The organism is Spongiactinospora rosea, assembly GCF_003315795.1.
GTDB classification, from domain to species: Bacteria; Actinomycetota; Actinomycetes; order Streptosporangiales; family Streptosporangiaceae; genus Spongiactinospora; species Spongiactinospora rosea.
The window spans coordinates 131796-157818 of sequence record NZ_QMEY01000019.1; the positions used below are offsets into that span (position 1 = coordinate 131796).

A 26023-nucleotide genomic window follows, 5' to 3' on the forward strand; every position below is an offset into this window, starting at 1 on the left:
TCACGATAGTACGTGTTCGCCGGATATTGCACGGAGCCAGGCCGGAGGGCGGCGCCCAGAGCGTTGTTCTAGGATTCCGGTAGCCCGGAACCTAGCGGAGAAGATGAGGCGCGTGACGCAGACCGAGCAGCCCCCGGCGTTCTTCACCGAGCGCGACGGAGAGTTGATCCCCTCCCCGGCCGCGCAGAGCCCCTGGTCGGCCGACATGCTGCACGGGAGGCTGATCGGCGGGCTCGCGGCCCGGGGCGTGGAGCGCGGGCATGTCACGGAGGGCCTGCGGGTGGCGCGCGTCACGGTCGATCTGTTCCGCGGCTCGCCGCTGGTCCCGCTGCGGGTGGAGTCGCGCACGGTGCGCGACGGCCGCCGGATCCGGGTCGTGGACGTGGAGATCGCCTCGGCGCAGGGCGCGATCGGGCGGGCCTCGGTCGTACTGCTGCGCGGTGGCGGGACGATGCCCGGCGAGGTCGCCGTCGTACCGCCCCTGGAGATGCCGCCCCCTGCGGCCATGAACGCGGGGCCGGGGCGGCTGATCGGCTGGCGTCCGCCGTTCGACCTGCACTGGCGGCTCGGCACCGACGGCGACGGCGACGCCCGCCGGGTGGCCTGGACGCGCGAGATCCACCCCCTGGTGGCGGGCGAGCCGGTCACGCCGCTGATACGCGCCGCGCTGGCCGCCGACTTCGCCAGTCCGCTCAGCAACTTCGGCCCCGAAGGGCTGTACTACATCAACGCCGACTACACCCTCACCCTCAGCAGGCCGCCGCTCGGCGAGCTGGTCGGCCTGGAGGTCACCGGCCGGCTGAGCGAGGAGGGCGTCTCGACCGGGGTCTGTGTGGTGCACGACGAGTCCGGGCCGATCGGCCACTGCGTGGTCACCGCGCTGGCCAACCCGCGGATGGGCGACTGAACCCATCGGTCTGCGCGGGCCTTCCCCTGACGGGGCCCGCGATGTGATGGACTCGGAGTATGAGTCCCAAAAGCCGCGGACGCCCGAAGGGGCGAGGCAGACAGAGACGACCACAGCGCACCGTGGCCCGGTTGCGGCTGTCGGAACAGATCGTGCTCGACGCTCGCGGCCTGGCCGGGGACGACGCCGACGCGCTGGCCGCGGAGGTCTGGGCGAGCGGTCACCTGGGCGAGGTGTGGCTGGCCGCGCCGCCCGGCGAGACCGAGCCGGAGCATCTGATCTGCACCGAGGTCGCGGGGCGGGCGACGGCCCGGCCCTCGGTTCCGGCGATGGCGGCCGTGGCCGCGCTCGCGCGCGTCGCGCCCGCGAGCGAGCGGGAGATGCTGGCCCAGGCGACCGACATCCTGTCGGCGTCCCAGCCGCGGCCCGGGTGGGCGGACGCGCCAGGCTGGGAGCCGACCGGCGCGTACCGGGGCACCGACGTCTGGCGGCGTGAGCGGGTGCTGTTCGTCGAGTACGACGCGGAGCCGCGCCCGCACACGCTGATGGCCGTCATCGTGGACGAGGCCGAGCCGGTGATCGCCGCGCTGCGGCTGGTGGAGCCGGGGGCGCACGAGGAGTGGGAGCGGCTGCGCGGCCCGGACGACCCGCCGATGCCGGTACACCCCGCGGACCCGTCCGCCGTGCTGGCGGAGCTGGCCCTGGCGATGCGGGAGACCGACATGGCCTGGCCGCACCAGGAGGAGGGCGGTTACGCCGAGCTGCGGGCCCTGGCCTGGACGCGCGGACGCGCCCACCTGCCCGCCTGGCCCGACTGGTCGCCCACCCCCGCCGCCGAGCGGGAGGAGCTGGCCGCGGAGTTCGTCCGGCACAGCGGCCTGCCCGACGACGACGTGACGCACTCCCTGGCGAGCCTGTTCCTCGACTACGGCGACGGCTACATCCGCCCCGGGCCGCTCGCGTGGAGCCCCGGCAGGGTGGCGTTGTTCCTGGCCGACTTCCTGCCGCGCAAGGTGATGCTCGACGCGGCACAGCGCGAGCGGCTGCCCGAGGCGCTGCGGCACTGGGTGCGCTTCGCGCTCGACCGCACGGGCATGGAAGAGCGCTGGATCGAGCCGGTGGCGGCGGCGGTGGACACCTATCACGCCGTGTTCGAGAAGGCGTTCGACGACGAATCGGTGTGGGGCCCGGCGAAGCGGATCGTGTCCGGCCACCAGGAGCAATAAAAGCGACTTATCGCCTCATGAATAGCGTTGCCCACCATTAACGACGCAGCGAGCGTCGCGCCCACCGGGGCCCCCACCTGCGCGGAGGCCGTTCCCGGGGCGCGGCGCGGGCGTCCGCGGGCCGCGGCAGATCATCTGAAAAAGATTCACAATTAGCCGCGGATCACAACCTTATAGCACGGCTCAAGATTCCACCACAAATGCCGACCGGGGGGATATCTTTTCTTCTGGAGGCGGCGGCTGCACGGCGGTTCAGAAGGCGGTGGCATGCGACGGCTGGGCACATCGGGGCCGATGGTGCTCATGCTGCTCATCCTGGTCCTCGCCGCGCCCGCGCACGCCGGCTCCGACGATCCCGACGAGGCCGACCGGCTACTGGTCTACTGTCTCGCCGCGCGGCAGCGGGCCGACCTCGCCGCCGCCGCGACCACCCTCGGGCTGGTCTCCCCCGGGTCCGCACCGGAGGAGGTACGGCTGGCCGGGCGGCCGCTCACCCTGGAGCGGTGGCGGACGCTGCGCCCCGGCGACTTCGACCGGGCGTGCCGGGCGCTGGCCGCGGCCGACCCGGACCTGCGCGAGCCGGAGAGCCCCGGGCCGCTCGCCGCGATGCTGTCGGTGCTCATCCCCGTCATCGCGGGCGCGCTGCTGACCCTGGCCACCACCGAGTGGCGGGCCGCCGCCGGGGCGGGGGCCCAGACCGGGAACGAGCTGTTCGACGCCGCCACCGTGTTCGCCGCCGCGCACGCGGTCTTCCTGGTGGGCTGGCGGCGCGGCGATGCCGACGTCGCCGCGCTGGAGTCGGCCCGCGAGACGCTGGCCGCCAAGATCGGCAACGCCGCGCTGGCCCGCCCCTCCTGGACCGAGCCGGCGCGGCTGCTGGCCATGCTCGGCGGGCTGACCGCCCGCTCGGAGAACGACTGGAGGAAGGTGCCGATGGAACTGCGGGCCGAGATCGCCAGGCGGGAGGCCGCGAGCGCCGCCGCCTTCACCGCCCGGACGGCGGCGATGGCGGTCCGGCTCAGAAGGCCCTGGCTGCGGCACTCGGCGATGCGGCGGCCCGCCACCCCGGGCGCCGCGTCATGACCCGCGAGTGGTGCAACCCGTTCCATCCGACGGGCGAGGCGGGCAGCGCGCGGGACGCACCGCTGCGGATCTGGCAGATGCAGGTGCGCAAGGACCTGTTCATCTTCCTGGACGACACCCGCCGCCAGTACCTCCGGTTCACCGAGATGCTCAAGGAGCGCGACCGCCGGCCGCTGCGCGGCCAGGTGGTGTACGTCGCCGGCCGCGCCGGCGCCGGGAAGACGAGTTTCATCGAACATTGCGTCTATCACATTCTCCGCAATCCCCCGCAGGAGTCCGACGATAGGGGCGAATTAACCGATTCCGCGGTAAGAACCGTCGATCTCAGCGGTTCCCCGGTGCCATCCGATCATTCCGAGGCCGCTTTGACCGCCTTCTGCCAGGATGTTTACAACGACACCCTGGCACAAGTGGCGGTGGACGATAACGGCCTGTGGCTGAGCGACGATGAATGGTCGGAGCTGGAGGGCCACACCTTCAAGAACGGCTTCTTCAAGCTGCGTTCCACCCTGCAGAAGCGGGCCGCCGTGGTGGTGGTGATCCTGCCGCCGCAGATCCCGCTCGTCTGGGTCAAGGAGTTCGTCGCGGCGGCCTGGCCGCGGGTGACCTTCCTGATCGAGGGCGACGACATCACCAAGCCCACGTTCGACTCGGTCGTCGGCACCGCGCAGAACCGCACGACCTTCTTCGCCAGGGTCGGCCTGCTCCAGGACGGCGACGTCGCGGAGTTCGTGCGCTCCCGCTGGGAACGCACCGACCTGCCGCACGGATTTCCCGACATCCCGGCGCCCACCCTCAACTACATCATCAAGAACATGAGCTATATGCCGGAGCCGGTCATCCGGGTTTTCGACAACCTCTTCAAGATCCTTATCGACACCGCGATAGAAGAGAATGTCGAGAAGGTAGATGAAGCCTTTTTCCATCGGGTGTTGTACAAGAGGATAATCTCCTGGAACCATCTGGTGCGGACACCACGGGAGGACGAGGCATGAGGACGTCCGGAGGCGAAGGCGAAGGTGGGCACATGCTCCTGCCGGTCACCTTCACCACCCGCCTCGCCGACCAGGAGAGCCTGCACGACCTGACCGTGGCGACCCCCGCGGTCCGAAGCGCTCTCCAGTACGTCGCGGCCTACCTGAGCGGCCCGCCGCCCACCTCCCCCGCCGAGGCGGGTCGGGCCATGGCCATCGTGGGCGGCTACGGCAGCGGCAAGACCCACCTGGCGATCCGGATCAAGGAGACGGCGGCGGAGGTGCCGGGGGCGGAGTCCAAGGTCCTGGCCATCGACGCCTCACAGCGGCGCTTCAGCTACCTCTACCGCAACACCATCTTGGACATGCTCGGCAAGGCCGACGTCCGCGACCTGGTGACCGACTACTTCTCCGAGGTCGTGGCCAGCTCGCTCGACGAGATACAGATCTTCCGCGAGGTCGCCGCCGGGCTGCGGGAGCGCGCCATCGACCCGGAGAAGGTCGTCGCCAGCCTCCACCTGTCCGCGCCCGCCCTCCAGGCCGACCTGAAACGCCGGTTGCGCACCGAGGTCGAGTACGCGAAGTTCGGGCGGGCGCTCGCGCTGCTGGCCACCGACGAGTACGCCGACGCGGTGTGGGAGTGGCTGAGCGGGGAGCCCCCCGGAGAGGAGCTGCGCGCCCTCGGCGTGCACGACCGGATCTCCAGCGACCTCGACGCCTACGACGCGCTCAGCGTGCTGACCTTCCTCTACAGCAGGAAGAACCGCCGGGTCGTGCTCATCATCGACGAGTACGAGAAGCTGCTCGGCCACCCCGGCGAGTGGAACGTCAGCGCGGTCAACGCCTTCGAGCAGCTCATCAAGGTCTTCATCAGCGTCGGCGGCCTGCTGGTGTTCTGCGGCATGCCGGAGAGCCTGTCCAAGCTGCCGCAGAGCATCCACCAGCGGATCGGCGTCGCCCGGCTGGACCCGTTCACCCCCGAGGAGACCCTTGAGCTGCTGAGCAGGCGGCGCCGCCCCGGCCAGCCGGACGTCTCGCTGGACATCGCGGGCTACATCCGCTCGCTCAGCGGCGGCCTGCCCCGGATGAGCCTCACCCTCTACCGGCGCGCGGCCGACCTCGCCGAGGAGGAGGGATCGGCCACGATCACTCCGGCCATCGTGCGCTCGGCCGTACGGCGGCACTACGAGCGCGCCGGGCTCGACTACGTCGCCGGGACGATCCGCCGGCTGATCGAGGCCGGCGGCTGGGACTTCCATGCCGAGGTGATGCTGGGCGAGAACACCACGGTCGACTTCTGGATCTCCCGCGGCGAGGGCGGCGCGGGCGTGGCCGTGCTGATCGGCCGCTCACTGCTGCGCGCCGAGGACGTGGACGCGCTGCGCGGGCAGATCGAGGCGGTGCGGGTGGCGACGCCGTCCGCCGAGGTCATCGTGGTCGTCAACGGATACGTCTCGGCGACCCTCCAGGGCGAGGTCTCGCACCTGATCGGGCGGCAGCCGCTGGTCTTCGACGAGAGCCGGTTCGGCGCCGACTTCCGCGCGGTGATGCACAACGCGGTACGCCGGCTCGACCGCAGCGAACGCGGCTACACCCTGGAGAGCCTGAGCCGCAATCTCGAACGCCTCAGCCTGCAGCAGTCGGCCACGCAGAGCATGCTGGAGGCGCTCAGCGGCAGCGTGGGCAGCCTGCAGTCCTCCATCGCCGCGCCGCAGTCCGGGCACGACGAGGACACCGCCGCCGAACGGCTGCTGCCGCCCCGGGTGGCCGAGCACTTCGACCGCGCGCTGGTCGCGGTGAGCACGCTCGGCGGCATCGACGCCGAGCTGCGCGCGGCCTTCGCCGACCCGGGCAGCGCGGGCACCCGGCTGCGCAGGCGGCTGGCCTCCCGCGAGCTGTTCGAGGCGGTCGGCGTGGCCATCCTGCTGCGCAAGCTGGTGGAGACCTTCCGCTCCCGGGTCGCCGACTACATCCAGAACGTGCAGCTCGCCAGCGGCCACCGGCCGGTGGTCTCCCGCGCCCAGGAGGAGGAGCTGCGGCTGATCTGCCGCACCTACGAGGCCACCGCGGAGGCGCTGCCGCTGCTCCGCCTGGAAAGCCTCGCCCTGTCCGCCCCGGCCGCGGGCCAGTCCGGCCCGGTCGAGCTGGCCACCCGCGCGCGCCGGCGCAGCGAGGCGGTCGGCGCGCTCAGCGGGCTGAGCCAGCGGGTCTTCGACACCGTCACCGCCGCGCTGCGCGGCTAGCGCGCCGCCAAGCGGCTCAGACCCCGGCCACCGCGCCGGCCAGGGCGCGGGAGATCCGGGCCGTGGTGGTGGTGACCGCGCAGCGCTGCGCGGCGTACTCCAGCGCCATCTCGTGATGTTCCGGGGAGAAGTCGGCCACCGCGTCGGCCACCACGAAGGGCCGCACGTCCCGCATGAACGCCTCGCACGCCGTCATCAGCACGCCGATGTGGGCGTACACGCCGCACACGATGAGCTGGTCGCGGCCCAGCTCGGTCATCAGCTCGGCCAGGCCGGTGCGCTGGTAGGCGCTGTAGCGCCACTTGGTGAGCAGGACGTCACCCGGGCGCGGGGCCAGCTCCGCCACGATCGCGGCGTCCTCGGGGTCGGGGCCGATGCCGTCGCCCCAGAAGTCCAGCAGCAGGCCGCGCTGCTCGGAACTCTGCCCGCCGGGCTGCGCGGAGTAGACCACCGGCACGCCGAGGCCCCCGCACAGCTCGCGCAGCGCCAGCGCGTTGGCCATCAGCTCCACCAGCGGCGAGGCCCCGGGCGTGAAGGCGCGCAGGAAGTAGTTCTGCATGTCGTGGATCAGCAGGACGGCGCGACCGGCGTCGGGTTCCCAGGCCACGCGGTTGGCGGGGGTCTCGGCCGGCATCGGATAGGGGGCGATCGCCGGGATTGCCATGGTGGGTCATGTCCTTTCGCGAAGGTGGCGCTTGCTGACCTTGCCGACGGCGGTGGCGGGCAGGGTCTCGGCGAACGCGAACTGGTCGGGGATCTTGTAACCGGCCAGGCCGCGCTCGCGCAGGAACGCGCGGAGTTCGGCGCCGGTGACCGCGGCGCGGGCCACGATGTGGGCGCGGGTGCGTTCGCCGAGGTAGTCGTCGGGGACGGCCACCACCGAGGCGTCGTGCACGGCGGGGTGGGCGAGCAGGTGGTTCTCGACCTCCGCGGCGGCGATCTTCTCCCCGCCCCGGTTGATCTGGTCCTTGGCGCGCCCCTCCACGACCAGGTACCCGGCCGGGGTGACCCGGACGATGTCGCCGGTCCGGTAGAAGCCGTCGGTGGTGAAGGCCACCGCGTTGTGCTCGGCGGCGCGGTAGTAGCCGCGGATGGTGTACGGACCGCGGGTGAGCAGGTGGCCGGGCTCGCCGTCGGGTACCGGGGCGTCCTGGTCGTCCACGACGCGGATCTCGTCGTCCGGCGAGATCGGGCGGCCCTGCGTGGTGAGGGTGATCTCCGGGGGGTCGTCCGGCCGGGTGTAGTTGACCAGCCCCTCGGCCATGCCGAACACCTGCTGCAGGACGCAGTCGAACACCCCGCCGACCCTGCGGGCCGCCTCCTCGGTGAACTTGGCCCCGCCCACCTGGAGGATCTCCAGGCTGGACAGGTCGTGCCGGGTGCGCCCGGCGGCGTCCGCCCACAGCAGCGCCATCGGCGGCACCAGGCCGGTGATCGTCACCCGCTCGCTCTCGATCAGCGGGAAGCAGACGTCGGGCGCGGGGTTCGGGGCCAGGACCGAGGTGCCGCCCGCCGCCATGGTGCCGAACACGCCGGGCGAGCTCATCGGGAAGTTGTGCGCGGCGGGCAGCGCGCACAGGTACACCGACCGCTCGGACAGGCCGCAGATCTCGGCGCTGGCCCGGAAGCTGTAGATGTAGTCGTCGTGGGTCCGCGGGATCAGTTTGGGCACGCCGGTGCTCCCGCCGGAAAGCTGCAGGAAGGCGACGTCGGCGGGTTCGGGGCCGGGGGCGGGCGGGAGGGGGTCGGCGGCGCGGAGTTCGTCCAGGGCGAGGTACGGCCCGGGGTCGCCGTCCACGAGCACGTTGGGCACCTTCAGCCCGGCGGCCAGTTCCCTGTGGTCGAACCCGGCGTGCGTGCCGGGCGCGATGTAGGCCACGGCCTCGGTGAACTCGCAGAAGTAGCCGATCTCCGCCGCCCGGTGGGCGGGCAGCGCGAAGACCGGCAGCGCCCCGATCCGGAACAGGGCGAAGCACACCTCGTAGAACGACGGCCGGTTGGGCAGGTGGACCACGACCCGGTCGCCGGGGCGTACCCCGAGGCGGGTCAGCCCGGCGGCGAGCCGGTCGGCGCGCTCGTCGAGCCGCCGGTAGCTCCACCGTTCGCCGTCGCCGACGAGGGCGGTCCGCTCGCCGTGCGCGGCGGCGAGGTCGCGGAGCATCCCGCCGAAGGTCTCCCCGCGCCAGTACCCGGCGGCGCGGTACCTGGCGGCGAACTCCGGCGGGTAGGGAACGACGTCCATCGCGGTCCCCTCACTCCCCCGCGGAGACGGCGAGGGCGGCCCGTTCGTCGAGGCCGAGGGCGTCCATCAGGGTGCGGAACTTGGCGGTGGTCTCGGCCAGTTCGTCCTCGGGCACGGAGCCGGGCACGATGCCGCCGCCCGCGAACAGCCGTATCCCGTCCTGGCTCAGTTCGGCGCAGCGGATGGTGACCGCCCACTCGCCGTCGCCCGACGCGTCGCACCAGCCCACCATGCCGGTGTAGAAGCCGCGGTCGAAGGGCTCGATCTCGGCGATGGCGGCGCGGGCGTCGGCGGTCGGGGTGCCGCACACCGCGGGCGTGGGGTGCATGGCCACGGCCAGGCCGAGCGCGGTGGTTTCGGGGTCGGCGAGCCGTCCGGTGATCCGGCTGGACAGGTGCCACATGGTCGAGGTGCAGCTCAGCGAGGGCTCGTCGGGCACGCTCAAGGCCCGGCAGAACGGCGCCAGGGCGTCGGCCACCGCCTGGGTGACCAGGGCGTGTTCGCGCTGGTCCTTGGCCGAGCAGAGCAGGGCCGCGGCGCGGCGCCGGTCCTCGGCGGGGTCGGCGCTGCGCGCGGCCGAGCCCGCCATCGGCCCGGCCACGACGATCGGCCCGCTGCGCGAGACCAGCAGTTCCGGGCTCGCGCCGACCAGCGTGCGGCGGCCGGGCAGCGGGACGGCGAAGATGTGCCCGTCGGGGTCGCGGGCGGCCAGGCGTTCCACCATCGTGGTGACGTCCGGCGGGTCGGGGTGGGACAGTTCCAGTGATCGGGCCAGCACGACCTTGTCCAGCCGGCCCTGGTCCAGCAGGCGCAGGGCCCGCCGTACACCCGCGAGGTGGGCGTCGGGGCCGGGGACGGGAGTGATCCGCCACGGCCGCGGCGGGACGTCCGGGGCGACCGGCCGGGCGATGAACGGATCGGCCCACCGGACCCGCTCGGGCATCACCAGATGGGCGGAGGCGGGGTCGTCGAACGGCACTGCGCCGAGGACGAGCCTGCCCGCGTCCCGCACCTGCTCTTCCAGTGCCCGCAACGTGCCGGCCGGGCCGACGACGTCGCCGACGCCCTGCGCGAGCAGGGTGTGCTGCGGCGAGGAGAACAACGAGGAACGACCGGGGCGATACTCGCCGAGCAGTTCGGACGCGGTGACCGGCTCATAGGAGATGGTCAAGGTCTGACCCTTTCGGGGGTCTTGAGGGAACGGCCTGCGCCGCCGGCGGTGGCCGACTCATGGCCATTGATCAACTAAGGTAAGGCACACCTAATCTTTAGCGATTAGCCGCCGCTGTCAACCCCCGGACAAAGTGTCCTGCTTCACAAGATTTCACCTCTTGACTTCGCGGCCGGTCCGGTGAATCTTAGGTAAGCCTTGCCTTACTTAAACTCCATTCTTTCCGGTCCGAGAAGGTGGCGATCGAACGTGTCGTTGAGCCCTGAACGCGTCCGCGAGGACGTGGCCGAAGTGCTGTCCGCACCCGCCGCCGACATCCCCGAGGACGAGGACCTGCTCGACCACGGCCTCGACTCGATCCGGGTGATGACCCTGGTCGAACGCTGGCGCGAGGCCGGGGTCGACACCACCTTCGAGGAGCTGGCCGAGCGGCCCACCCTGTCGGAGTGGTACCGGCTCATCGGCGAGCGGCAGGAGACCGCCCGATGACGACGGCCGCCCGCGCCTAGCCCCGGCCCCGGCCCCGGCCCCGCAGCAGGAACAGCAGGAAGAGGTCCCCGTTGTCCCCCTCCCCCGATGTGCTCCCGCTCACCGGCGCCCAGCTCGGCGTCTGGTACGCCCAGCGGCTCGACCCGGCCGACCCCGGCTACAACGTCGGCCACTACGTCGAACTCACCGGGCCCCTGGACCCGGCCCGGTTCGAGCGCGCGGTACGGACCGCCGTGGGCGAGGCGCAGGCGCTGCACGTACGGATCATGGACGCCCCCGGCGGGCCCTGGCAGGCGCTCGAAACCGGCCGCGGCGAATGGCCGCTGCCGGTGCTGGAGCGCCCGCGCGGGCAGGCCCTCGCGGCCATGCGGGACGACATGGCCCGGCCGGTGGACCCGATCGAGGGGCCGCTGTTCGCCGGGGCCCTCTACCGGACCGGGCCGGAGACCTGGCTGTGGTACATGCGCTACCACCACATCGTGGTGGACGGCTACACCGTCGCGATGATCGCCAAGCGGACGGCGGACGTCTACACCGCCCTGGCCGCCGGGCGCGACCCCGGCGACGGCCCGTTCGGGCCGCTGTCCGCGATCCTCGGGCAGGAGCGGGAGTACCGGGCGTCGGAGCGGTACGAGCGCGACCGTGAGTGGTGGGCCGCGAAACTGGCCGGGGCACCGCAGGTCCCGGTGCTCGCGCCGGGCGAACCGGCCTACGGCTTCGTCCGGCACACCATCGCCCTGCCCGGCGACGCGCTGCTGCGCCTGGCCAAGGAGGCGGGCGGGACCTGGGCCGACGCGGTCACCGCGGTCACCGCGGCCTATGTGCACCGGATGACCGGACTGACCGACATCGTGCTCGGCATGCCGTTCGCCGGGCGGTTCGGCGGCCCGGCGATGCGCTCGCCGGGCATGGCGGTCAACGTGCTGCCGCTGCGGCTCGCCGCCGGTCCCGGCGACACCCTGTCGGTGCTGGTACGCCGGGCCGCCGCCGAGATCACCGCCGCCCGCGCCCACCAGCACTACCGCGGCGAAGACCTCCAGCGCGACCTGGGCCGCACCGAGCCGGGGCGGCGGCTGCACGGCCCTTCGGTCAACGTCAAGGCGTTCGACTACGGGCTGTCGTTCGCGGGCGTGCCCGGCGTGCTGCGCAACCTGGCCGCGGGGCCGGTGGACGACGTGGAGTTCTCCTTCTACAAGTCCCCGGGCGACGAACTGACCCTGGAACTGGACGGCAACGCGGGCACCTGCTCCGAGGAGGGCCTGGCCGCGCACGGCGAGCGGTTCGCGGCGTTCGCCGCCGCGCTCGCGGCCGACCCCGCCCGGCCGCTGGCCGGCGTCCCGGTGGCCACCGCCGCAGAGCGGGAGCGGGCCATCGCGGACGCCTCGGGCGGGGAGGCCGTCCCCGGGCCTTCGATCGCGGCGGCGTTCCGCGCGCAGGCCCGGCTGACCCCCGACGCGGTGGCGGTGCGCGACGGCGAAGGCGCGCTGACCTTCGCCGAACTGGACGAGACCTCCGACCGGCTGGCCGGGCTGCTGGCCCAACGGGGCGCGGCCCCCGAGCGGGTCGTGGCGCTGGACCTGCCGCGCGGCACCGGCATGATCGTCGCGCAGCTCGCCGCGCTGAAGTCGGGCGCGGCCCAGCTCGCGCTGACCGAGGACCTGCCCGCCGACCGCCGGGCGGTCCTGCTCGCCGACGCCGCGCCCGTACTGGTCGTCACACCCGGCACGCTCACCGAGGCCGACGCCGGGGTCGCGCCGACCGCCGACCGGGCCGGGGTACCGCTCGCGGACGCCGCCGGGGGCGTACCCGCTCCGCCGCTCGTGGAGCCGTCGGCCGCCTCGCTGGCGTACGTGCTCTACACCTCCGGGTCCACCGGTACGCCGAAGGCGGTCGCCGTCACTCACGGCTCGCTGTCGGCCCTGTGGCGGCATCACAACGCCGGGCTGCACGCCACCGGCGGGCGGCGCAGGGTGGCGCACTCCTACGCGCTGTCCTTCGACTCGGCCTGGGAGCCGTTCCTGTGGCTGGTGTCGGGGCACGAACTGGTCGTCCTGGACGAGCACCAGCGCCGCGACCCCGCCTGCTACACCGGCGTGGACGTGATCGACGTGACGCCCTCGCTGGCCGTCCGCCTGGCCGAGGCCAGTGCGCTGGAAGGCCCGGGGCGGCCGGGGCTGGTCCTGCTCGGCGGCGAGGCCGTCCCCCCGGGGCTGTGGCGGCGGCTGCGCGAGATCCCCGGGCTGGCCGCGCGCAACGTGTACGGCCCGACCGAGTTCACCGTGGACGCCCTGACCGCCGATCTGGCGGACGCCCCCGCCCCCGTCATCGGCCGCCCGGTGACCGGGGCCCGCGCGTACGTGCTGGACGCGCGGCTCGCCCCGGTGCCGCCCGGCGTGACCGGCGAGCTGTACCTGGCCGGGACCGGCCTGGCCCGGGGCTACCTGAACCGCCCAGGGCTCACCGCCGCGCGCTTCACCGCCGACCCCTACCAGGCCGGCGCGCGCATGTACCGCACCGGCGACCTGGCCAGGCGGCGGCCGGACGGCACGCTGGAATACCTCGGCCGCGCCGACGACCAGGTGAAGGTGCGCGGCCACCGGATCGAACTCGGCGAGGTGGAGGCGGCCCTGGCCCGGGTGCCCGGCGTGACCGGCGCGGCGGCGGCGCTGCGCGACGGCCTGCTGGTCGGCTACGTCACCGGCGGCGGGCTCGACCCCGCCGAGGTGCGCGGCGCGCTCGCCGCCGGGCTGCCCGCCGCGCTGGTGCCCGCCGCCGTCGTGGCGCTCGATGACCTCCCGCTCACCCCGCACGGCAAGCTGGACCGCGCCGCGCTGCCCGCCCCCGAGTTCACCGCCGGGGGCCGCGCGCCGCGCGACGAGGTGGAGGCCGCGCTGTGCGGGGTCGCCGCCGAAGTCCTCGGCCTGCCCGGCGTCGGCATCGACGACAACTTCTTCGAGCTGGGCGGGGACAGCATCCTGGCCATCCAGATGTGCGGCAGGGCGCGCAAGGCGGGCCTGCTGATCACGCCCAGGCAGGTGTTCGAGCGGCGTACGGTGGCGGCGCTGGCGTCCGTCGCCGAGGCGGTCCCCGCCCGCCAGGCCGACGACGGCACGGGCGTCGTCCCGGTGACCCCGCCGGTGGCCTGGCTGCGCGAGGCGGCCGGGCCCGGCCGCACGCCGCCCGCCTACACGCACTCGGTCACCCTGGACGTCCCGGCCGGCCTCGATGAGGACCGCCTGGCCGGGGCGGTGCGGGCGCTGCTGTCTGTCCACGACGCGCTGCGCGCCCGGCTGCTGCCCGACTGGTCGCTGCTGGTCCCGCCGCCGCACGAGACGCGCCCGGCCGGCCTCATCGGCCCGCCCGGCCTGATCGACCCGGCCGCCGGGCGGATGGCCGCCTTCACCCTCGAACCCGGACGGCTCACCGTGACCGTCCACCACCTGGTGGTGGACGGCGTGTCGTGGCGGATCCTGCTGCCCGACCTGCGCGCCGCGCTGGCGGACCGGCCGCTGGAGCCGTCCGGCACCTCACTGCGCACCTGGGCGCGGACGCTCGCCGAACGGGACTTCGCCGACGAGGAGGCGTACTGGACGGCGCTGCTCGACCGGCCCGCCTCGCCGCTGCCCGCATCGGCGGCCGGGGACCCGGACGCCACGCTGATCACCAGCGTCCCCGCCGGCCTCACCCGCGACCTGCTGGCCGCCGGCGCGCGTTGCCGGGCCAGGCCGGACGAACTGCTGCTCGCCGCGCTGGCCCTGACCGTCGGCGGCGATGACCTGCTGGTCCAGGCCGAGGGACACGGCCGCGACCTGGACGACCGGCTGGACCTGAGCCGCACGGTCGGCTGGTTCACCGCCGAGCACCCGCTGCGCGCGGATCTGACCGGCGCGGACACCCCCGGCCAGGTGCTGCGCCGGGTCAAGGAGGCCGTGCGCGGCGTCCCGTCGCGCGGCGTCGGCTACGGGGTGCTGCGGCACCTGCGCGGCAGGCTGGGCGGGCTCGCCGAGCCGCGGATCCTGTTCAACTACCTGGGGCGGTTCGCCGCCGGGGCCGCCTTCTCGGCGGCCGGTGAGCCCGCCACGCCGTACGCGCTCACCGTCAACGCCTTCCTGCACGACGAGCCGGACGGGCCGCGCCTGGCCGTCCACTGGGCCTCCCCGGACGGGACGGCCGACCTCGCCCACATCACCGGGCGGTGGGCCGCCGCGCTCGCCGAGGTGGCCGCGGCCCCCGGTGCGCTGATCCCCGCCGACCTGCCGCTGGTGTCCCTCACCCAGGACCAGATCGACCGCCTGCCGCCGGGCACCGCGGACGTGCTGCCGCTGTCGCCGCTCCAGGAAGGGCTGCTGTTCCACGCCGCCCACGACGAGACCGACGTCTACACCTCGCTCACCTGGCTGGACGTCGAAGGCCCCGCCGAGGCGCTGCGCGCCCGGATGGAGGCGCTGCTGGCCCGGCACGACGCGCTGCGCGCCGCGTTCGTGACCGGCGACCTGGACCGCCCGGCGCAGGTCGTCCCCGCCCAGGTGGAACTGCCCTGGCGGGAGGTGGACCTGGGCGACGCGCCCGAGCGCCTGGCCGAGCTGGAACGCGAGGAACTGGCCCACCGCTTCGACGTGGCCGCGCCGCCGCTGGTGCGCTGTGTCCTGGTACGACTGGCCCCCGGCCGCCACCGGCTGCTGATCGTGAGCCATCACCTGGTGGCCGACGGCTGGTCCACCCCGCTCATCGTGCGCGAGCTGGTGTCCGGCCCGCCCGCGCAGGCCGCCCCGCCGTACCGGCGCTACCTCGCCTGGCTCGCCGGGCGGGACCGGACGGCCGACGCCGAGGCGTGGCGGGCGGCGCTGGCCGGACTGGAATCCCCCACCCTGCTCGGCGGGGCCGGCCGGGCCCGCACTCCGGCCGCCCCTGCCGACCTGCGAGTCCGCCTGCCCGAGGGTGTCGCGGACGGCCTGCGGGAGCTGGCCCGCACGCACGGCCTGACGCTGAACACGATCTTCCAGTACGCCTGGGGCCTGCTGCTGGCCCGGCTCACCGGACGCGACGACGTCGTGTTCGGCGCGACCGTCTCCGGCCGCCCCGCCGACCTGGACGGCGTGGAGGGCATGATCGGCCTGTTCAGCAACACCGTGCCGGTGCGGGTGCGGATCGCCCCGGGCGAGCCTGTTGGGGCGGCGCTCGCCCGGGTGCAGGCCGAGCAGGCCCGCCTGCTCGCCCACCAGTACCTCGGACTGGCCGAGATCCAGGCGCTCACCGGGATGAACCCGCTGTTCGACACGCTGCTCGTGTTCGAGAACTACCCGGCGGGCACCGCGCGGTCCGGCGACCTGCGGGTCACCGGCGCGGGCAACCGGGGCTACACCCACTACGCGCTGACCCTGCTCGCGCTGCCCGCGGGCGACCCGGTGCTCGGGGCGGGCGGCGACGATCTCGGGCTGGTGCTGGAGTACCGGGCGGACCTGTACGACCGCGAGCGCGCCCGGACGCTCGCCGACCGGCTGGCCCTGGTCCTGGCGGGCATCGCCGCGGGCGATCCGGCAGGCCGGATCGGCGTGCTGCTGCCCGGGGAACGCGAACGGCTGCTCGGCGAGTGGATCGACACCGCCGCCGACGTGCCCGGCGGCACCGTGGCCGACGTGTTCGAGGCCGCCGCGCGGGCGACGCCGGAGGCCACCGCGCTGGTCACCGGTGACGGCGCACTGACCTTCGCCGAGCTGAACCGCCGCGCCAACCGGGTCGCGCACGCCCTGATCGCGCTCGGGGCCGGGCCGGAACGCCTGGTCGCGCTCGCCCTGCCGCGCACCGCCGACCTGGTGGTCGCGCTGCTGGCGGTACTCAAGACCGGCGCGGCGTACCTGCCGGTGGACCTGGACCACCCGGAGGAACGGCGGCGGCTCATGCTCGCCGACGCCGATCCGCTGCTGGTCCTGACCAAACTGCCCGGCACCGCCGACGGGGACGCGTCCGACCCCGTGGTGGCCAGAGACCCCCGGCACCGGGCGGCGGTGATCTACACCTCCGGCTCGACCGGCCGCCCCAAGGGCGTGCAGATCGAGCACGCCGGGCTGATGAACCTCTACCGCGACCACCGGGACACGATCTTCGCCGCCGCCGTGGCCGCCGCCGGGGGCCGCAGGCTACGCGCCGCGCACACCGCGTCGTTCTCCTTCGACTCCTCCTGGGAGCAGTTGCTGTGGCTGCTGTGCGGGCATGAGCTGCACCTGTTCGACGAGGAGACCCGGCGCGACGCGGAGGCCACGGTCGAGCTGGTGCGGCGGCACCGGATCGACACGCTGGACGTGACGCCGTCGTTCGCCGCGCAGCTCGTGGAGTACGGGCTGCTGTCGGGCCCGCACGTCCCCGGGCTCGTGCTGCTCGGCGGCGAGGCCGTGCCGAAGGCGCTGTGGCGGCGGCTGCGCGGCACCCCCGGGCTCCTGGCGCACGACTTCTACGGGCCGACGGAGTTCACCGTGGACGCGTTCGGCGCGCGGCTGGCCGCGAGCGAGGACCCGGTGATCGGCCGGCCGATCGCCAACACCCGGGCCTACGTCCTGGACGGCGGGCTGCGCCCGGTCCCGCCCGGCGTGCCCGGGGAGCTGTACCTGGCCGGGACCGGGATCGCCAGGGGCTACCTGAACCGGCCGGGCCTGACCGCCGCCCGGTTCGTCGCCGACCCCTTCGGCGAAGGCGGCCGGATGTACCGCACCGGCGACGTGGCCAGGTGGCGGTCCGACGGCACGGTGGAGTTCCTGGGCCGCGCCGACGACCAGGTGAAGCTGCGCGGCTACCGGATCGAGCCGGGCGAGGTCGAGGCGGCGCTGCTCGCGCTGCCCGGCGTCACGCGGGCGGCGGTGGTCGTGGTGGAGGACCGGCTGGTGGCCTACGTCGTCTCGGCCTCCGAGATCGATCCGGGGGCGCTGGGGCTGCCGTCGTACATGGTCCCGGCGGTGGTCCGGATGGACGAGCTGCCGATCAACGTGCACGGCAAGCTGGACCGGGCCGCGCTGCCCGCGCCCCAGGGCACCACGGCGGGCAGGGCCACGCGGGACGAGCGCGAGGAGATCGTGCGGGGGGTGTTCGCCGACCTGCTCGGCGTGCCGGGGATCGGTCCCGGCGATGACTTCTTCGGGCTCGGCGGGCATTCGCTGCTGGCCGCCCGCGCGGTCAACCGGCTGCGCAGACTGCTCGGCGCGCCGGTCGGGATCAGGGACCTGTTCGAGTCGCGTACGGCGGCGCGGCTGACCTCCCGCCTGGGCCGTGGGTCCGTGGAAGGCGGCGCGACGCCCATCGCCGTGGCGGCCAGGCCGTCGCGGGTGCCGCTGTCGGACGCGCAGCGCCGGCTGTGGTTCCTGTTCAAGCTGGAGGGCCCGAGCCCGGTCTACAACATCCCGCTGCGGTTGCGGCTGCGGCCGGGGGTGGAGGAGGCCGCGCTGCGGGCCGCGTTCGGCGACGTGACCGCGCGGCACGAGGTCCTGCGCACGGTCTACCCCGACGAGGGCGGCACGCCGTACCAGCGGGTCACCGAGGCCGTCCCGCCGTTCGAGACGGCCGAGGTCACCGCCGGGGAGCTGCCCGCCGCGCTGGCCCGCGCCGAGGCGCACGCCTTCGACCTGGCCGCCGAGCCGCCGCTGCGGGCGACCCTGTTCCGCCTGCCCGGCGGGGCGGCCACGCTGTCGGCGGTCTTCCACCACATCGCCTCCGACCAGTGGTCGGAGGGGGTCTTCCTGCGCGACCTGGCCACGGCGTACGAGGCCAGGCGGCAGGGCCGCGCGCCCGCGTGGGACCGGCCGCCGGTCCAGTACGCCGACTACGCCCTGTGGCGGGCCGGGCAGGACGGCGTGGCGTCGGCGGAGTACTGGCGGCGGGCGCTCGCCGGGATCCCCGACGAGCTGCCGCTGCCCGCCGACCGGCCGCGCCCGGCCGTCCCGTCCTACCGGGGCGGCACCGTGCGGCGGCGGCTGCCCGGTGAGGTCCACGAGGGCGTCGCCGCCCTGGCCAGGGCCACCGGCACGACCCCGTTCATGGTCCTTCAGGCCGCCGTCGCCGTGCTGCTGTGCCGCCTCGGCGGCGGGACCGACGTGCCGCTCGGCGTACCCGTGGCCGGACGCCCCGACGACGCGCTCGACGACGCCATGGGCTGCTTCGTCAACACGCTCGTGCTGCGCGCCGACGTGAGCGGCGACCCGGCCTTCACCGAACTGCTTGAGCGGGTGCGCGAGACCGAACTGGCCGCGCTGGCCCACCAGGACCTGCCCTTCGAGAAGCTGGTCGAGATCGCCGCGCCCGCCAGGTCGCTGGCGCGTCACCCGCTGTTCCAGGTCCTCACGCAGTACCACCGCGCGGGCGGGCCGGCCGCGCTCGGCGAGGTTGAGCCGGACCTCAGCGTGCACGCCCGGTTCGACCTGGCCTTCACCGCCGTGGACGACGGCGAGGCCACCCACCTGTCGGTCATCCACGCCCGCGACCTGTACGACGAGGAGACCGCCGGGCTGCTCGCCGACCGGCTGATCCACCTGCTGCGGCAGGTGACCGCCGACCCGGGGCTGCGGGCCGCCGCCGTGGACGTGCGGTCCCCCGCCGAGGGGGCGCTGATCGCCCGGGTCGGCGCGACCGGGCGGGACGTGCCGGAGGGCACGGTCAGCGGGCTCATCGCCGCGCGGGCCGCCCGTACCCCGGCGGCCACGGCCGTCGTCGCGCCCGACGGCCGCACGCTGACGTACGCGGAGCTGGAACGGCGGGCCGCGCGGGTGGCGCAGACCCTGGCCGAGGCGGGCGCGGGGCCGGAGACCATCGTGGGCGTCGCGATCCCGCGTTCGGCCGAGCTGATGGTGGCGCTGGTCGCGGTGCTCAAGTCGGGGGCGGCCTACCTGCCGATCGACGCGGAGCTGCCCGCCGTGCGCCGGGAGTTCATGCTGGCCGACGCGCGGCCGGTGCTGGTCCTCACCGCCGAGGGCGTACGCGCGGCGTGGGAGAGCGGGGAGGCGTCGTTCGAGGATCGGTCCGGGCCGGGCCACCCGGCGTACGTGATCTACACCTCGGGCTCGACCGGCGCCCCGAAGGCCGTCGTCGTCGAGCACCGGGCGATCGTCAACCGGCTGGCCTGGACACAGGCCGAGTACGGGCTGACCGCCGATGACCGGGTGCTGCAGAAGACCCCGGCGAGCTTCGACGTGTCGGTGTGGGAGTTCTTCTGGCCGCTGTGCGCGGGGGCGGCGGTGGTGCTCGCCCCGCCCGGCGCGCACCGCGACCCGGCGGAGCTGACCCGGCTCATCCGGGAGCACGCCGTCACCACCGCGCACTTCGTGCCGTCCATGCTGCGCGGGTTCCTGACCGATCCCGGCGTGCCCGGCTGCTCGGGGCTGCGCCGGGTGCTCTGCTCCGGCGAGGCGCTGCCCGCCGACCTGGCCGCCGCCTTCCGCGCGGCCCTGGACGTGCCGCTGCACAACCTGTACGGGCCGACGGAGGCGGCGGTGGACGTGTCGGCGCAGCCGTACGACGGCGATCCCGGCGGGCCCACCGTGCCGATCGGCCTGCCGGTGTGGAACACCCGCCTGTACGTGCTGGACGCCGCGCTGCGGCAGGTGCCGGTGGGCGTACCGGGCGAGCTGTACATCTCCGGACACCAGCTCGCCCGGGGCTACCTCGACCGGCCCGGCCTGACCGCCACGCGGTTCGTCGCCGACCCCTTCGGTGCGGGCGAGCGCATGTACCGCACCGGCGACCTGGTCCGCATGCGCCGCGACGGCGCGCTTGAGTTCCTGACCAGGACCGACGACCAGGTGAAGATCCGCGGCCACCGCATCGAGCTGGGCGAGGTCGAGACCGCGCTCCGCGCCCTGCCGGACGTCCGCGACGCCGCCGCGGCGGCGGTGGACGGCCGCCTGATCGCCTACGTCGTGGCCGCCGGCGCGGACCCCGCCGCCCTGCGCCAGGAGCTGACCACCAGACTCCCCGCCCCCGCCGTCCCCGCCCTGATCATCCCGCTGCCCGCCCTCCCCCTCACCCCGAGCGGCAAACTGAACCGCCGCGCCCTCCCGTCGCCGCCCTCCCCCGGCACCGCGCCGGGCGGGCCCGGGGCCGAGGCCGCGTCGGATCCGTTCGTCGCGGCGTTCGCGGAGATCCTTGGGCTGGAATCGGTCGGTCGCGACGACGACTTCTTCGGGCTCGGCGGCGACAGTATCATGTCGATCTCCCTGGTCGCACGCATCCGGGACGCTGGGCTTGAGATCACCGCCAAGGAGGTGTTCGAGCACCCGACCCCGGCCGGGCTGGCCGCCGTCGCCCGCGGGCGGCAGGCCCCCGCGCCCGGCGGGGAAGTGGCCGAGCCGATTGAGGGGCCGGTCCCGCTGCCGCCGGTGGTGCACTGGCTGCGCGAGCAGGGCGTACCGGTGCGGGACTTCCACCAGGCGCGGCTGCTCCAGGTGCCCCCCGGCCTCGGCACCGAGGCGGTGGCCGCCGCCTTCGACGCGCTCCAGCGCCGCCACGACGCGCTGCGGCTGCGGCTGTCCCGGCCGCATCCGGCCGTCTGGTCGGCCGAGATCGCCGATCCCGTCCCCGCCGAGGTGCGCCGGGTGAGCGGCCTGGCCGATCTCGCCGCCGAGTACCGCGCCGCGGTGGACCGGCTCGACCCCGGAGCGGGCCGCATGCTCCAAATCGTCTGGTTCGACCTCGGCGACGGGCCCGGACGGCTGCTCGTCGTGGCCCACCACCTTGTGGTGGACGGTGTGTCCTGGCGGGTGCTGCTGCCGGAGCTGGCCACCCTCCTGCGCGGCGGACCGCTTTCCCCGGTGCCCGTCCAGTACGCCCACTGGGCCCGGCGGCTCATCACCGAGGCCCAGGAGCCCGCCACCCTCACCGAACTCGACCACTGGCTCACCACCCTCACCCCCGGCACTCATCGCCTCCCGGCGGACACCCCCGGCGCACCCGCCGTGCACGAGAGCGCCACGCGGACCGCCACCACTCGCGCGCTGCTGGGCTCGCGGGTCGGGATGAACGCGTTCCTGCTCACCGCCCTCGCCCTGGCCCTGCCCGCCGAGGGCCCCCTGGTCGTGGACATGGAGGGGCATGGGCGCGAGCACGGCCGGCTGGACCTGTCGCGCACGGTCGGGTGGCTGACCGCCGTCTACCCGGTCCGGGTGGACGCCGGCGGGCACGGGCCGCTGGACGCGCTCATGGGGATCAGGGAGGCCCTGGCCGCGGTGCCGCGCGGCGGCCTCGGGTACGGCCTGCTGCGCCACCTCAACCCGCAGACGTCCGCCCTGCTCGCCGCCGCCCCCCGCCCCGAGATCCTCTTCAACTACCTGGGCCGGTTCGCCGCGGGCCGGGCCGAGGACTTCGGCGTCGCCGCCGAGCCGCTGCCCGCCGATCCGGCCGTCTCGCCGTACCGGCTGGAGCTGGACGCCGTCACCCACGACCTCCCCGAAGGCCCCGAGCTGCAGGTCACCTTCACCTCCACCGCCCTGCCCGGACCCGAGCTCGCCGCCCTGGCCGGACGCTTCCACGCGGCGCTCACCGACCTGGCCGCCGCCATCGTGGAAGGCGACCCGCTCACCCCCTCCGACCTGCCGCTCGTCTCGATCACCCAGCGGCAGATCGACGCGCTGCCGCCCGGCACCGCCGACGTACTGCCGCTCGCGCCCCTGCAGGAGGGCCTGCTGTTCCACGCGGGCACGGACGAGGGCGCGCTGGACGTCTACACCGTGCAGAACGTCCTGGCCCTGCGGCGCGCGCTCGACCCCGACCGGCTGCGCGCCGCCTGGCGCAGGCTCACCGAGCGGCACCCCAACCTGCGCGCCGGGTTCCGGCACGACGGGTTCGACCGGCCCGTGCAGTTCGTGCCGCGTACCGTCGAACTGCCGCTGACCAACGTGGACCTCACCGGCCTCGCGGGCGGACCGGCGGGCGACGCGCCGGAGGCGGGCATCGACCTGGACTTCGTCGCCGACCCCGCGCAGCGGGCCGCCGTGGCCCGGCTGCTGGCCGCCGACCGGGCGGAGAGGTTCGACCTGGACCGGCCCCCGCTGGTCAGGTTCACCCTGGTCGAGCTGGCCGAGGACCGCTGCCTGCTGGTCATGATCCACCACCACATCCTGTGGGACGGCTGGTCGGAGGGCCTGTTCCTGCAGGAGCTGTTCGCGCTCTACGAGGGCGAGGAGCCGGGGCCCGCCGCGCCGTACCGGGACTACCTGGCCTGGCTGTCCCGGCAGGACGAGGACGCCGCCAGGCAGGCGTGGCGCACCGCGCTGGACGGGCTCGCCGAGCCCACCCTGCTGGCCCCCGACGACGGCGCGGGCGGCCTGACCGCCGTCATCCCCGAGGCCGTGCTCGCCGAGCCGCCCGCCGAGCTGGGCCCGGCCCTGCTCGCCCAGGCCCGCGCGAACCGGCTCACCCTGCACACGCTGCTGGCCGCCGCCTGGGGCATGGTCCTGGCCGGGGCCACCGGCCGCTCCGACGTGGTGTTCGGCGCGACGGTCTCCGGGCGGCCCGCCGACATCCCGGGCGTGGAGTCCACCATCGGGCTGTTCCTCAACACCGTGCCGGTCCGCGTGACGCTCGACCCCGCCGAACCGCTGCTCGGCCTGCTCACCCGCCTGCAGCGGGCCAGGGCGGACGTGCTGCCGCACGACCACCTCGGGCTGGGCGAGATCCAGCGGGCCGCCGGGCTGGGCCGGCTCTTCGACACGCTGTACGTGCTGCGCAACTTCGGCGCGGACGAGGAGGAGCGGGCCCGGATCACCGAGGCGTACGGCATCGCCGCCATGGACGGCGTGGACGGCACCCACTACCCGCTGACCCTCGTGGTCACCCCGGACGATCCGCTGCGGGTGTCGCTGGCCTTCCGCCCGGACCTGTTCGACCGGCCGTCCGCCGAGGCGCTGCTGGCCCGGTTCGTACGGCTGCTGGAACAGATCGCGTCCGACGTCTCGCTGCCGGTGGGCCGCCTGGACCCGCTCGGCCCGGACGAACGGCGGCTGCTGACCGAGTGGAACGACACCTCCCACCCGCTGCCGGACACGACCGTCGCCGGGCTGCTCGAAGAGCAGGCCGCCCGCACGCCGCACGAGATCGCGCTCGTCTTCGGCCCCGAGCGGCACACCTTCGCCGAGCTGAACGCCCGCGCCAACCGGATCGCCCGGATGCTGGTGGCCAGGGGCGCGGGCCCGGAACGAGTCGTGGCGCTCGCGCTGCCCCGCTCGGCCGACATGGTGGCGGCCCTGTTCGCGGTGCTCAAGACCGGCGCGGCGTACCTGCCGCTGGACCTGGACCTGCCCCCGGCCCGCGCGGAGGAGATGATCGGCGAGACCCGCCCGGTGTGCGTGCTCACCCCCGCCGAGCTGCGCGATCTCGACCATCTGCCGGGCGATGACCTGGGCGTCGAGTTCCCGCTGAGCCACCCGGCCTACGTGATCTACACCTCCGGGTCCACCGGGCGGCCCAAGGGCGTCGTGGTGCCGTACGCGGGGCTGACCAACATGCAGTTCAACCACCGGGCGGAGATCTTCGGGCCGGTGGTGGCGGCGGCCGGGCGGCGGCTGCGGATCGCGCACACGGTCTCCTTCTCCTTCGACATGTCGTGGGAGGAGCTGCTGTGGCTGGTGGAGGGGCACGAGGTGCACGTCCTTTCGGAGGAGATGCGCCGCGACCCGCAGGCGCTCACCGCGTACTGCGCCGGGCACGCGATCGACGTGGTCAACGTGACCCCCTCCTACGCGCAGCAGCTCATCGAGCACGGCCTGCTCGACGGGCACGTGCCGCCGCTGGTGCTGCTCGGCGGCGAGGCCGCGGGCCAGGCCCTGTGGGACCGGCTGCGCACGACCGAGGGAACGCTCGGCTACAACCTGTACGGCCCGACCGAGTACACCATCAACACCCTGGGCGGCGGCACCGCCGACAGTGTCACGCCCATCGTCGGGCGGCCGATCTGGAACACCCGCGTCCACGTCCTGGACGACCGGCTGCGCCCGGTGCCGGTGGGCGTGGCGGGCGAGCTGTACGTCGCCGGCACGGGCCTGGCCCGCGGCTACCTGCGACGGCCGGGCCTGACCGCCGGGCGGTTCGTCGCCGACCCCACCGGCGACGGCGAGCGGATGTACCGCACCGGCGACGTGGTCCGGTGGCGGGCCGACGGCAACCTGGACTTCCTGGGCCGCGCCGACGACCAGGTGAAGATCCGCGGGTACCGGGTCGAGCCCGGCGAGGTCGAGGCCGCGCTGAGCGCGGAGCCCGGCGTTGGGCAGGTCGCGGTCATCGCCACGCCCGGCCCGGTGCCCCGCCTGGTGGCGTACGTCGTCCCGGCCGGGGACGGCCCGGGCGACCTGGCGGCGGCGCTGCGCGAGCGGCTGCCCGCGTACATGGTGCCCTCGGCCTTCGTCACGCTGCCCGCCCTGCCCCTCACCGGCAACGGCAAGCTGGACCGCAAGGCCCTGCCCGCGCCCGATCTCGCCGCGCGGACCCGCGGCCGTTCCCGGCGCGCGCCGGGCGGCGGGCGCGAGGCCGTGCTGTGCCGCCTGTTCGCCGACGTGCTCGAACTGCCCGACGTCGGCCCCGAGGAGGGCTTCTTCGACCTCGGCGGCCACTCGCTGCTGGCCATGCGGCTGGCCGCCAGGATCAGGGCAGAGCTGGGCGTACCGCTCAAACTGTCCACGCTGATGTCCGCCCAGACCCCCGCCGAGCTGGCGCGGCGGCTCGGCACGGAAGGCGTGGGCGGGTTCGAGCCGGTCATCGCGCTGCGCTCCGGAGGGGACCTGCCGCCGCTGTTCTGCGCGCACCCGCCCGCCGGGTTCGCCTGGCCGTACGGCGGGCTGGCCCCCTACCTGGACCCGCGCCGGCCGATCCACGGCCTGCAGGCCCCCCAGTTGTCCGGCCTGGACTTCCGCCCGGAGAGCCTGCGCGAGCTGGGCCGCGACTACGCGGCGCGGATCGCCGAGGTACAGCCGCGCGGCCCCTACCACCTGCTCGGCTGGTCCTTCGGCGGCCAGGTCGCCTACGCCGTGGCCACCGCCCTGCGCGAACGCGGTCAGGAGGTCGCCTTCCTCGGCGTCCTGGACGCCTTCCCCATGGACGACGGCCAGGAGCCCCGGCCCGACGCCGCCGAACTGGACCGGCTGAGCAGGGCCGAGACCGAGGACTTCCTGGCCGGGCTGCGCGAGTCGGCCGCGTTGTCGCCGCTGCTCGCCGAGTTCGACACGGCCACGGTCGAACGCGTCGCCCGCGTCCACCGCGGCTGCATGGAACTCCTGCTACGCGCCTCCTACGCCCCCTACGACGGCGACCTGCTGGTCGTCACGGCTGTCCGGGACCGCGCCGAGACCGATGACCATCTGGCCTGGTCGCGGCACGTCTCCGGGGCCGTGGTCAACCACGAGGTGGACTTCACCCACGCCGAACTGCTCAGCCCGCGCGCGCTCGCGGTGATCGGCCCCATCGTGAACCGCGCGCTCCACCCCACCGATGCACGAGATGAGGAGACCACCCGATGACCAACCCGTTCGATGACGACGAGGCGCAGTTCCTGGTCCTGCTGAACACCGAGGGCCAGTACTCGCTGTGGCCGGTGTTCGCCGACACGCCGGCCGGCTGGGAGCAGGTCCACGGCCCGTCCTCCCGGGCGGACGCGCTCGCCTTCGTGGAGGAGCGGTGGACCGACATGCGCCCGGCGAGCCTCATCGCCGAGATGGACGGCTGA

Annotated in this window: 11 protein-coding genes; 8 read left to right on the top strand and 3 right to left on the bottom strand. The window is 74.5% G+C overall.

The features are described from left to right. Positions 1 to 112: 112 nt before the first annotated feature. From DP939_RS32625 to DP939_RS32645, 5 genes are all read left to right on the top strand, one after another. Positions 113 to 907, top strand: coding sequence for an acyl-CoA thioesterase domain-containing protein (locus DP939_RS32625; RefSeq protein WP_113984681.1), 795 nt, complete (start codon positions 113 to 115; stop codon positions 905 to 907). A 131-nt stretch (positions 908 to 1038) separates the two neighbouring features. After that, positions 1039 to 2133 (top strand): hypothetical protein, encoded by a 1095-nt coding sequence (locus DP939_RS32630; RefSeq protein WP_147268225.1) that lies wholly within the window; start codon positions 1039 to 1041, stop codon positions 2131 to 2133. A gap of 267 nt (positions 2134 to 2400) precedes the next feature. Next, complete coding sequence (locus DP939_RS32635) at positions 2401 to 3216, top strand: hypothetical protein (protein WP_147268226.1); 816 nt, start codon at positions 2401 to 2403, stop codon at positions 3214 to 3216. Then, a complete protein-coding gene (locus DP939_RS32640; RefSeq protein ID WP_113984684.1) occupies positions 3213 to 4211 on the top strand; it encodes a hypothetical protein in 999 nt (332 codons plus the stop codon). Before DP939_RS32635 ends, DP939_RS32640 begins: the two co-directional genes overlap by 4 nt. A 32-nt stretch (positions 4212 to 4243) precedes the next feature. Beyond that, the gene (locus DP939_RS32645) at positions 4244 to 6433 is read left to right on the top strand and encodes a BREX system ATP-binding domain-containing protein (RefSeq protein ID WP_113984685.1); all 2190 of its coding nucleotides are present in this window, start codon (positions 4244 to 4246) and stop codon (positions 6431 to 6433) included. A 16-nt stretch (positions 6434 to 6449) separates the two neighbouring features. Here DP939_RS32645 and DP939_RS32650 read toward each other — a convergent pair whose 3' ends face one another. The 3 genes from DP939_RS32650 to DP939_RS32660 are packed head-to-tail and all read right to left on the bottom strand — an operon-like array spanning position 6450 to position 9846. Beyond that, positions 6450 to 7097, bottom strand: coding sequence for an isochorismatase family protein (locus tag DP939_RS32650; RefSeq protein ID WP_113984686.1), 648 nt, complete (start codon positions 7095 to 7097; stop codon positions 6450 to 6452). Positions 7098 to 7103: 6 nt separating this feature from the next. Then, positions 7104 to 8675: a (2,3-dihydroxybenzoyl)adenylate synthase gene (locus DP939_RS32655; RefSeq protein WP_113984687.1), complete on the bottom strand. Its 1572-nt coding sequence runs from the start codon at positions 8673 to 8675 to the stop codon at positions 7104 to 7106. Between the two features lie 10 nt (positions 8676 to 8685). Further along, positions 8686 to 9846, bottom strand: coding sequence for an isochorismate synthase (locus DP939_RS32660; RefSeq protein WP_113984688.1), 1161 nt, complete (start codon positions 9844 to 9846; stop codon positions 8686 to 8688). Between the two features lie 249 nt (positions 9847 to 10095). Here DP939_RS32660 and DP939_RS32665 point away from each other — a divergent pair, with 249 nt between their 5' ends. The 3 genes from DP939_RS32665 (at position 10096) to DP939_RS32675 (ending at position 26023) form a co-directional block, all read left to right on the top strand. Beyond that, on the top strand, positions 10096 to 10335 hold the full coding sequence (locus DP939_RS32665; RefSeq protein ID WP_199565567.1) for a phosphopantetheine-binding protein: 240 nt from the start codon (positions 10096 to 10098) through the stop codon (positions 10333 to 10335). Between the two features lie 71 nt (positions 10336 to 10406). Then, a complete protein-coding gene (locus tag DP939_RS48160) occupies positions 10407 to 25817 on the top strand; it encodes an amino acid adenylation domain-containing protein (protein ID WP_113984690.1) in 15411 nt (5136 codons plus the stop codon). Continuing rightward, positions 25814 to 26023, top strand: coding sequence for an MbtH family protein (locus DP939_RS32675; RefSeq protein WP_113984691.1), 210 nt, complete (start codon positions 25814 to 25816; stop codon positions 26021 to 26023). The genes DP939_RS48160 and DP939_RS32675 overlap by 4 nt, the downstream gene beginning before the upstream one ends.